The organism is Enterococcus lemanii, assembly GCF_016909125.1.
GTDB classification, from domain to species: Bacteria; Bacillota; Bacilli; order Lactobacillales; family Enterococcaceae; genus Enterococcus_I; species Enterococcus_I lemanii.
On record NZ_JAFBFD010000062.1, the window covers coordinates 1 to 8,978 of the forward strand.

11 protein-coding genes are annotated in these 8,978 nt (G+C 39.3%); all 11 read right to left on the minus strand.

What is annotated here, in order from left to right; all coding sequences use genetic code 11:
* Nucleotides 1-213 precede the first annotated feature (213 nt).
* The 11 genes from JOD14_RS12665 to JOD14_RS12715 all read right to left on the minus strand — a co-directional run bounded on the left by JOD14_RS12665 (nucleotide 214) and on the right by JOD14_RS12715 (nucleotide 8,892).
* Nucleotides 214-999 carry an acetyl-CoA carboxylase carboxyl transferase subunit alpha gene (locus JOD14_RS12665; protein ID WP_204655144.1) on the minus strand — a complete coding sequence of 262 codons (786 nt, stop codon included), beginning with the start codon at nucleotides 997-999 and terminating at the stop codon, nucleotides 214-216.
* The gene (gene accD, locus JOD14_RS12670; RefSeq protein ID WP_204655145.1) at nucleotides 992-1,867 is read right to left on the minus strand and encodes an acetyl-CoA carboxylase, carboxyltransferase subunit beta; all 876 of its coding nucleotides are present in this window, start codon (nucleotides 1,865-1,867) and stop codon (nucleotides 992-994) included. Before accD ends, JOD14_RS12665 begins: the two co-directional genes overlap by 8 nt.
* 14 nt (nucleotides 1,868-1,881) lie before the next feature.
* A complete protein-coding gene (locus JOD14_RS12675) occupies nucleotides 1,882-3,246 on the minus strand; it encodes an acetyl-CoA carboxylase biotin carboxylase subunit (RefSeq protein ID WP_204655146.1) in 1,365 nt (454 codons plus the stop codon).
* A 7-nt stretch (nucleotides 3,247-3,253) separates the two neighbouring features.
* Nucleotides 3,254-3,682, minus strand: a complete 429-nt coding sequence (fabZ, locus tag JOD14_RS12680) for a 3-hydroxyacyl-ACP dehydratase FabZ (protein WP_071873698.1) — start codon at nucleotides 3,680-3,682, stop codon at nucleotides 3,254-3,256.
* A 4-nt stretch (nucleotides 3,683-3,686) separates the two neighbouring features.
* On the minus strand, nucleotides 3,687-4,175 hold the full coding sequence (gene accB / locus JOD14_RS12685) for an acetyl-CoA carboxylase biotin carboxyl carrier protein (protein ID WP_204655147.1): 489 nt from the start codon (nucleotides 4,173-4,175) through the stop codon (nucleotides 3,687-3,689).
* Between the two features lie 6 nt (nucleotides 4,176-4,181).
* Nucleotides 4,182-5,417, minus strand: coding sequence for a beta-ketoacyl-ACP synthase II (gene fabF / locus JOD14_RS12690; protein ID WP_204655148.1), 1,236 nt, complete (start codon nucleotides 5,415-5,417; stop codon nucleotides 4,182-4,184).
* A 13-nt stretch (nucleotides 5,418-5,430) separates the two neighbouring features.
* On the minus strand, nucleotides 5,431-6,168 hold the full coding sequence (gene fabG / locus JOD14_RS12695; protein WP_204655149.1) for a 3-oxoacyl-[acyl-carrier-protein] reductase: 738 nt from the start codon (nucleotides 6,166-6,168) through the stop codon (nucleotides 5,431-5,433).
* A 1-nt stretch (nucleotide 6,169) separates the two neighbouring features.
* Nucleotides 6,170-7,102 carry an ACP S-malonyltransferase gene (gene fabD, locus JOD14_RS12700; RefSeq protein ID WP_204655150.1) on the minus strand — a complete coding sequence of 311 codons (933 nt, stop codon included), beginning with the start codon at nucleotides 7,100-7,102 and terminating at the stop codon, nucleotides 6,170-6,172.
* Nucleotides 7,103-7,231: 129 nt separating this feature from the next.
* Nucleotides 7,232-7,456 (minus strand): acyl carrier protein, encoded by a 225-nt coding sequence (locus JOD14_RS12705; RefSeq protein ID WP_204655151.1) that lies wholly within the window; start codon nucleotides 7,454-7,456, stop codon nucleotides 7,232-7,234.
* 56 nt (nucleotides 7,457-7,512) lie between these two features.
* Nucleotides 7,513-8,487, minus strand: coding sequence for a beta-ketoacyl-ACP synthase III (locus JOD14_RS12710; RefSeq protein ID WP_204655152.1), 975 nt, complete (start codon nucleotides 8,485-8,487; stop codon nucleotides 7,513-7,515).
* A gap of 6 nt (nucleotides 8,488-8,493) precedes the next feature.
* The gene (locus tag JOD14_RS12715; protein WP_204655153.1) at nucleotides 8,494-8,892 is read right to left on the minus strand and encodes a MarR family winged helix-turn-helix transcriptional regulator; all 399 of its coding nucleotides are present in this window, start codon (nucleotides 8,890-8,892) and stop codon (nucleotides 8,494-8,496) included.
* Nucleotides 8,893-8,978: the final 86 nt, after the last annotated feature.

Below are 8,978 nucleotides of genomic sequence, written 5' to 3' on the forward strand. Positions count from 1 at the left end.
CTTTTTTCAGATATTTATTTATTATCAAGAACAGTTGTTTCCTGTTTCGAAATTCGTCGGTTTTAGAAAATTTAGCATTTGTTCAGTAGACATTAATTATAAAATATTTTCTGTGCACCACTAGTGATTGGTAGTATAACAAAAAAAGAGGTTTCCGACACAAAAAAAGATAAAGGCAAAGACAAATTCATAATTGGCTTCACCTTTATCTTTTTAATATTTACGAAATCGCTCATACCTTGCTTCTAACAAATCTGGTAATTCTTTGCGAGAAAGTTCTTTTAGCTTATGGATTAGATCTGATTTTAAACGTTTAATTAAAGCCGCTTGCGTTAATGGTTCCCCGCGAAACGTTTCAGGAATCACTCGTTCAATGACGCCTAACTCTTTTAATTCATGCGCAGTAATCTTCATTAATTCTGCTGCTTCAGGCGCACGTGAGCCATCTTTCCAAAGAATTGATGCAAAACCTTCAGGAGATAAGATTGCATAGATTGCGTTTTCCAACATCCAAACTTCATCACCTAAAGCTAGTGCCAACGCACCACCACTACCGCCTTCTCCAATGATGATCGCGATAATCGGTACTTTTAAATCAGACATCTCAAGTAAATTTTTAGCGATCGCTTCTCCTTCGCCGCGCTCTTCTGCCCCAATTCCACAAAAAGCACCCGCTGTATTAATAAAAGTAATCACTGGTCGTTTAAATTTCTCAGCTTGTTTCATTAGACGGAGCGCTTTACGATAACCTTCAGGATGCGGCGAACCAAAATTACGCTTTAAGTTTTCGGTTAAATCGCGGCCTTTTTGGATACCAATAACGGTTACTGGTTTTCCTTCTAATAAAGCTACCCCACCGACAACTGCTTCATCATCAGAAAACAGACGGTCGCCGTGAAACTCTTGATAGTTCTCAAAGATGCTTTCGAAGTAATCAAGTGCGGTTAAACGATCTTTTGAGCGTGCTAATTGAACAATCTCATGTGCCGTTCTAGTCATAATCAGCCCACCCTTTCATCGTATGCATTTGAACTAAATCATAAATGCGATCCCGTAATTCAATACGTGACACAATTTGATCGACAAAGCCGTGTTCTAAAAGAAATTCAGCTTTTTGAAAATCTTCGGGCAACTCTTGTTTAATTGTTTGTTCGATTACCCGGCGACCGGCAAAACCAATCAGTGCTTGGGGTTCGGCTAAAATCAAGTCACCTTCCATCGCAAAGCTTGCCGTCACGCCGCCCGTTGTCGGATCTGTTAATACCGTTAAGTAAAATAATCCTGCGTTATGATGGCGTTTAACCGCTGCTGAAATTTTGGCCATTTGCATTAATGACAAGATTCCTTCTTGCATGCGTGCACCACCAGAAGCGGTAAACAAGACAACTGGCAATTTTTGCTCAATTGCTTTCTCAAATAAGCGAGTAATCTTCTCACCAACTACCGTTCCCATACTTCCCATAATAAAGTGAGAATCCATCACGCCAATCGCAACGGGTAATCCTTTAATTTGAGCAACCCCTGTTAGAACCGCTTCATGTAAGCCCGTTGCTTCTTGGGTTTGTTCAATTTTTTCTAAATAGTTTGGGAAATTCAACGGGTCTTTGGTCACAATCTCTTCATCCCACGGAGTAAATGTTTGTTCATCTACCGTTAATGATAAGCGTTCTTTTGCTGTAATTCGAAAATTGTAACCACAATTGGGGCATACTTTTTCAACACCGATTTCTTTTGTATAAAGGGTATGCTTACAACTTGGACATTTTGCCCACATATCGTCTGGGACAAAAGGTTCGTTACCAGGCTTCGTCGTGGTTCGATTAGGGCTAATTCGAATGTATTTCTTTTTCTTTTTAAATAAAGCCATAACGAAATCTCCTTTTAATTTTCAGCCTTCCAGTTTGGTAAAAATTCTTCTTGTAAAAAGGCCGTTGTATAATCACCGGCCATGACATTTGGATGGTGAATCAAATCCATTTGAAAGTCTACGTTTGTAATAACGCCGTCGGTTACAAACTCCCACAACGCACGATGCATCTTATTTAATGCCTCTTCGCGCGTATCACCATGAACAATGACTTTTGCAATCATTGAATCATAATAGGGGGGGATCGTGTAGCCTGAATACATCGCACTATCCACTCTCAGTCCCATTCCCCCACTCGGTAAAAACAAATTACGAATCTTGCCTGGCGAAGGAGCAAAATTATAAGCTGGATTTTCTGCGTTGATTCGACACTCAATCGCATGTCCTTGAAGCTTGATATCTTCTTGTTTTAAACTTAATGGATAACCACTCGCAATTTCTAATTGCTTTTTAACCAAATCCACTCCCGTTACCATCTCGGTAATCGGATGTTCCACTTGGATTCGTGTATTCATTTCCATAAAGTAAAACTCTCCGGCTTCATCCATTAAAAATTCAATTGTGCCGGCGTTACGGTAAGCAACCGCTTTGGCTGCGCGTACACCTGCGTCACCGATTGCTTGACGTTTTTCTGGCGTAATGACAACTGACGGAGATTCCTCTAAAACTTTTTGGTTGTTTCGTTGTAATGAACAATCTCTTTCGCCTAAATGAATCACATGACCAAAATGATCGCCTAAGATTTGAACTTCAATGTGACGAGCTGGATAAATAATTTTTTCAATATACATATCGTCGTTACCAAAAGCCGCTTTTGCCTCTTGCTGAGCAGATGAAAAATGTTGGGGTAACTCTTCTTTTGTTAAAACTTTACGAATTCCTTTACCACCACCACCTGCGGCCGCTTTAAGCATCACTGGGTAACCAATTTCATCGGCAATCGCCAATGCTTCGTCAACCGTTGAAAGTGCCCCATCACTACCAGGAATTACCGGAACACCTGCTTCAATCATTAATTTTCGAGCATTGATCTTATTCCCCATTGCATCGATTGTTTCACTTTTAGGTCCGATAAAGGTAATATTACATTCCTCACACATCGAAGCAAAACGACTATTTTCTGATAAAAAACCAAATCCAGGGTGAATTGCTTCGGCTTTTGTCACAACGGCGGCACTTAAAATTTGTTGCACATTTAAATAGGAATCTGATGCACGCGCTGGACCTATACAAATCGCTTCGTCTGCCAATTCTGTATGTAACGCTTCTTTATCGGCTTCTGAATAAACAGCGACCGTTTGAATGCCTAATTCCCGACAAGCACGAATAATTCGAACCGCGATCTCTCCACGGTTTGCAATTAAAATTTTTGAAAACATAATTCACCTATCCAATCATGAAGGTTAATTCGGCTTCTGCCACTTTCTTTCCATCGACGCGAGCAATCCCTTTGCCGATACCAGCCGATGACTTCACTTTTATAATTTCTACTTCTAAAATCAAGGTATCTCCTGGTGTTACTTTTTGGCGAAATTTTGCTTTATCAATCCCACCAAAATAAGCTGTTTTTCCACGAAATTGCTCAAGTGACAGTAATGCAACGGCACCTGCTTGAGCCATCGCTTCAACAATTAAAACACCTGGCATAACCGGTTCGTGTGGGAAGTGACCTTGGAAAAACGGTTCGTTAATCGTAACGTTTTTCTTAGCAATCACTTTTTCACCATCAATCAACTCTTCTACGCGATCGATTAAAAGCATTGGGTAACGATGGGGAATAATTTCTTTAATTTGTTGGATATTTAATTGAGTCATTTTCTTATCCTTCCTTTACACGGAATAATGGTTGGTTGAATTCTACGATGGCTTCATTTTCAACTAAAACAGCCACCACTTCACCCGTTACATCACTTGTAATTTCGTTCATTACTTTCATTGCTTCAACAATACAAACGACTTCACCTTTGGTCACATGGTCGCCAACTTCTTTAAAATTAGGTTTGTCTGGCGCCGGCTTCAAATAAGCCACTCCAACTAACGGCGAAACAATCTCTTTTCCACTAACAACCGCTTCTTTAGTCGCTTCAACCAGCGCTACTTCAGAAGTCGTCACCGTTTGTGCTTCTGCTTGAACAGCGACAGGTACAACCGGTGTTGCTACTGTTGCTGGAGGATTATTCGTTATAGGATTTTTTGAAACCGTATTTTTATTTAAATAAAGTTCTAAATGACCATCTTTTAAGTGAAATTCAGTTAAAGTTGATTGATCAAAAATCGTTAATAATTCGATAACTTCTTTTTGTTCCATTCCTGATTAAGCCTCCCAACGTTTCATTAAGATTACGGCATTATGGCCACCAAAGCCTAATGAATTACTCATCGCGTACGTTAAGTTTGCCTCAACTGAATCGTTCACCACGACATTGATATCAATTGCTGGATCTTTTTCAGTTACGTTAATGGTTGGTGGTACAAATTGATGCTCTAAAGCTAACAAGGTGGCAATTGCTTCCACTCCGCCAGCTGCCCCAAGTAAGTGTCCCGTCATTGATTTTGTACTACTTACATAAGCATCTTTATAAGAATCGCCTAAACCATATTGAATCGACGTTGCTTCGGCACTATCGTTTGCAGGAGTACTTGTCCCATGCGCATTAATATAGCCGACTTGACTTGGTTCAATCCCAGCTTCATTCATCGCCAATTTCATTGCTTTACCTGCACCAGATCCATCTGGGTTTGGTGCAGTCATATGATAAGCATCACAGTTGGCTCCATAACCGACTACTTCACCTAAAATATTTGCTCCACGCGCCTGTGCATGTTCTAAAGATTCTAGAATAAAGACACCTGCTCCTTCGCCCATGACAAAACCACTTCGATTTTTATCAAATGGCGTTGAAGCTTTATTTGGATCTGTTTCCGTTGTTAAGGCGGTTAAGGCTGCAAAACCAGCAATTCCAATTTCACAAATCGTTGCTTCTGAACCGCCAGCAATCATGACATCAGTGTAGCCATGCTTAATGTTCCGGAATGCTTCGCCAATTGAATGCGTGCCTGAAGCACAAGCGGTTACTGTTGTGGTACAAATTCCTTTGGCACCAACACGTAAGGCAATATTACCCGCAACCATATTTACAATCGACATTGGTACAAACATCGGTGAAACGCGTTGTGGCCCTTTTTCATTCATACGTGTTACTTGATCTTGGATTGTTGGCAAGCCACCAATTCCAGAACCAACCATTACACCAAAACGATCCGCATCTATTTTTTCAACGTCTAGTTGCGCCATTTCCATCGCATCGAGTGCCGCGTGAATCCCAAAAATCGAAAACATATCCATTCGTTTCGTATCTTTTTTCTTGAAATATTTTTCTAATGGAAATTCTTTCACTTCACCGGCAACAGAGATTCCTGTATTTGAAGCGTCAAATTTTGTAATTGGACCGATTCCATTTTTTCCATTTTTTAAACTAGATAAAAATTCTTCTGGTGTGTTTCCAATTGGAGAAACAACCCCATAACCTGTTACTACTACTCGATTCATTGAATTTCCTCCTCTAACCATGCATCACTAGGCCGCCATCAACATTGATAACTTGACCAGTAATATAAGAATTTTTGGCTAAGAAAATAGCCGTTTGAGCAACGTCATCGACTTGACCAAATCGTTGCATCGGAATATTTTGTGTTACTTGCTCTTTTATTTTATCTGATAGAACATCTGTCATGTCCGTTTGGATAAAACCTGGTGCGATTGCGTTACAAGTGATTCCGCGAGGAGCGACTTCACGTGCCACCGACTTGGTGAAGCCAACAACGCCTGCTTTACTTGCTGCATAGTTTGCTTGACCGACGTTTCCAATCAATCCTGAAACGCTTGATAAATTAATAATCGCGCCTTCTCTTTGCTTTAACATTTTCTTTAAAACATGTTGCGTCATATTAAAGGTACCAACCAAGTTAATTTTTAAGACTTTATCAAAATCATCTGCTGTCATACGTAACATTAACTTATCGTTTGTAATTCCAGCATTATTGATTAAAATCCCAACTGGACCAAGATTTTCTTCTGTTTCCTTAATCATTTTGCTTGCTTGATCAAAATCTGAAATATCACCAGAAACACCGATACATTTCACACCGTAACTTTCAATTTCTTGAATCAATTCAGCTGCGATTTCACTTCGACCGTTTAAGACGATATTTGCACCTTCTTTAGCAAATGCTTTGGCAATCTCTAAGCCGATTCCACGTGTACTCCCTGTAACGAAAGCAACTTTTCCTTGTAATTCCATGTTAACCTCCTATGGTCAATGCAGCAATTGTCTCTGCAAGCGTTTGGCTGTCTTCTATTCTTGTAACTTTTAACGTCTTATCGATTTTTTTAATAAACCCTGTTAAAACTTTCCCAGGACCAATTTCAACAATTTGCTCAATTCCTAGTTCTTTCAAAGTTGCGATACTTTCATAAAAACGAACCGGCGACATCACTTGTTTTTCTAATAAAGTTTTGATATCTGCTTGAGGCATTATCTGAGTAGTCGTATTACTAATTACTGGTATAGCCATCTCTGAAAAAACCGTTGTTTCAAGTACATCATGTAACTTATCGGCTGCGGGCTTTAGTAATGCCGTATGAAATGGACCACTTACATTTAGCGGAATCATTCTTTTCACACCAGCAGCGCTTAAGTATTCAAGCGCTTGGTCAACGGCAGCCACTTCACCACCGATCACGATTTGTTGAGGAGTATTATAGTTCGCTGGGGAAACAATACCAATTGTACTCGCCTTTTGACAAGCTTCTTCAATCGTTTCAATTGGTGTATTCAACACAGCCACCATTTTGCCAATACCTTGCGGGGCCGCCTCACTCATTAAAGCACCTCGCTTAGCCACTAGTCCAACGGCTGTTTTAAAATCAAGAGCGCCACTTGCAACGAGTGCGGAATACTCACCTAAACTTAAACCCGCAACAGCTTCTGCCTGATAGCCCTTTTCTTGTAATAGGCGCCAAAAAGCAACACTCACCGTTAAAATCGCCGGTTGCGTAAATTTTGTTTGATTCAATCGGTCGTTTTCAGTGAAACACAATTCAGCCATGTCATAACCTAAGACTTCACTTGCTTCAGTAAAGGTCTGTTGAACAATGGCTTCTTGATTATAAAGCTCTTGTCCCATCCCGACATATTGCGCACCTTGACCGCTAAATAAGAAAGCTGTTTTCATGTATTTCTCCTTTATGTTAAAAAGACTTCGTTCATTCATTTTGGGGAAAATAGTTTCGATTTTTCCTAATTATTTTAGGATGCAAGATATAAGGAAAGGCTAGGCTTTTGGCCCAGCCTTTTTTTAAAATTAAGCTTGTTGTTGTTCTACGTATTTCACTAAGTCAGCAACTGTTTTGATGCCGTCTTCTGTTTCAATTTTCACGTCAAATTCATCTTCAATTTCATTGATGATTTGGAATAAATCTAAGCTATCTGCTTCTAAGTCTTCTTGGATATCAGTTGTTAATTTGATTTCCTCTACGTCTTTACCTAATTCTTCTGCAATAATTTCTTGAATTTTTTCGAATACCATTTAATATTTCCTCCAATATAATATAAATTATTTTTTTAATTTTATGTCTACAGTCTTTATAAAGTAATTAACACGGATGCCCATGTTAATCCCCCACCAAAGCCTGAAAGAACCACTTTTTGATTGTGACCTAAAATGATTGTCCCTTCTTGCACCGCTTCGTCAAGTAAAATTGGAATCGTTGCAGCCGAGGTATTCCCATATTTATCCACATTTTGTAAAAATTTTGCCCGATCAACTTGAAGTTTTCGTGCAATTTTATCTAGTAAGCGAGAATTGGCTTGATGCAATAAGAAATAATCAACACTTTCTTTTTGCTCCTCAATTAATTCTGCTATACTTTTTGCAACATCGCGTGTTGCAAAATCAAAAATATCGCGCCCAACCATTGATAAACACGCACTTTTTGGTGTATCTGATTGTCCAAACGGATTGTTATGAGAATTAACATAACCAGACGTTAATGACATCCCTCTTGTGCCATCCGCATGTAAACTCTCTTTTAATAGATGCTGTTGCGCATCGGCTTCAAGTAAAACCCCGCCTGCACCATCGCCAAAGAGCACCGCCGTCGAACGGTCTTGCCAATCTAAAATCTTTGAAATAACTTCTCCACCAATAACAATTCCTTTTTTTGAACCTGTTCGAATCAGTTTTTCACCCATTGATAGAGCATAAACAAAACCTGCGCAGGCTGCTCCTAAATCAAAAGCTAAGGCATTATTGGCACCAATTGCTCCTTGTACAAGACAGGCGACTGAAGGTGAATTATAATCCGGGGACATCGTTGCAACAATTACAAAATCAATTTCAGAAGCCTCTATTTGGCTTTTAGTCAACAATTGTTGCGCGACTTGAATGCACAAATCAGAAGTGTTTTCTTCTTTTGCAATGTGGCGTGTTTTAATCCCTGTTCGAGAATAAATCCATTCATCGCTTGTGTCCATAACCTCGGCCAATTGGTGGTTTGAGATTATTTGTTGCGGAAGATAACTCGCCGTTGCTGTAATTTTTCCAAATTTCATATCCATCTACACTCACTTATATTCTTGTAAAAAAAGATGAAGATTTTCTAGCGCTTTTAACAATGCGGTTGCTTCTTCTTTTCCCATATCCACCAATACTGCTTCAATCATTTGGCGATGAAAGTTTTGATGAACACGGTACAATAACTTTCCTTTTTTTGTCAAACCTAATTTGACGACACGTCGATCATCTTCGCTTCGAATTCGCTCAACGTAATTTTTTTTAACTAGTCGGTTAATCGCCGTTGTCAATGTCCCCACTGTGATTGAAAGCTCTTTTGCTACTTCAGAAGTGGTTTTTTTACGGTACATACCAACTGCTTCAATTGTATGCATTTCAGTAATCGATAAATCATTAAATTGAGACTTCTTTAATTCTGATTCTTCGATGACCAAAATATCATTGAACAAATTTCATAATTATTAGACTCTTCAAACCTTTGATAGAACAGTCTTTCAAAAAGACACAAAAAAGGAACCTCCCCATATGGTACAAT

Excerpts from the sequence above, each read along its gene's own strand:
- JOD14_RS12665 (WP_204655144.1), bottom strand. The coding sequence starts at position 999 with ATGACTAGAACGGCACATGAGATTGTTCAATTAGCACGCTCAAAAGAT.
- accD (WP_204655145.1), bottom strand. The coding sequence starts at position 1,867 with ATGGCTTTATTTAAAAAGAAAAAGAAATACATTCGAATTAGCCCTAAT.
- JOD14_RS12675 (WP_204655146.1), bottom strand. The coding sequence starts at position 3,246 with ATGTTTTCAAAAATTTTAATTGCAAACCGTGGAGAGATCGCGGTTCGA.
- fabZ (WP_071873698.1), bottom strand. The coding sequence starts at position 3,682 with ATGACTCAATTAAATATCCAACAAATTAAAGAAATTATTCCCCATCGT.
- accB (WP_204655147.1), bottom strand. The coding sequence starts at position 4,175 with ATGGAACAAAAAGAAGTTATCGAATTATTAACGATTTTTGATCAATCA.
- fabF (WP_204655148.1), bottom strand. The coding sequence starts at position 5,417 with ATGAATCGAGTAGTAGTAACAGGTTATGGGGTTGTTTCTCCAATTGGA.
- fabG (WP_204655149.1), bottom strand. The coding sequence starts at position 6,168 with ATGGAATTACAAGGAAAAGTTGCTTTCGTTACAGGGAGTACACGTGGA.
- fabD (WP_204655150.1), bottom strand. The coding sequence starts at position 7,102 with ATGAAAACAGCTTTCTTATTTAGCGGTCAAGGTGCGCAATATGTCGGG.
- JOD14_RS12705 (WP_204655151.1), bottom strand. The coding sequence starts at position 7,456 with ATGGTATTCGAAAAAATTCAAGAAATTATTGCAGAAGAATTAGGTAAA.
- JOD14_RS12710 (WP_204655152.1), bottom strand. The coding sequence starts at position 8,487 with ATGGATATGAAATTTGGAAAAATTACAGCAACGGCGAGTTATCTTCCG.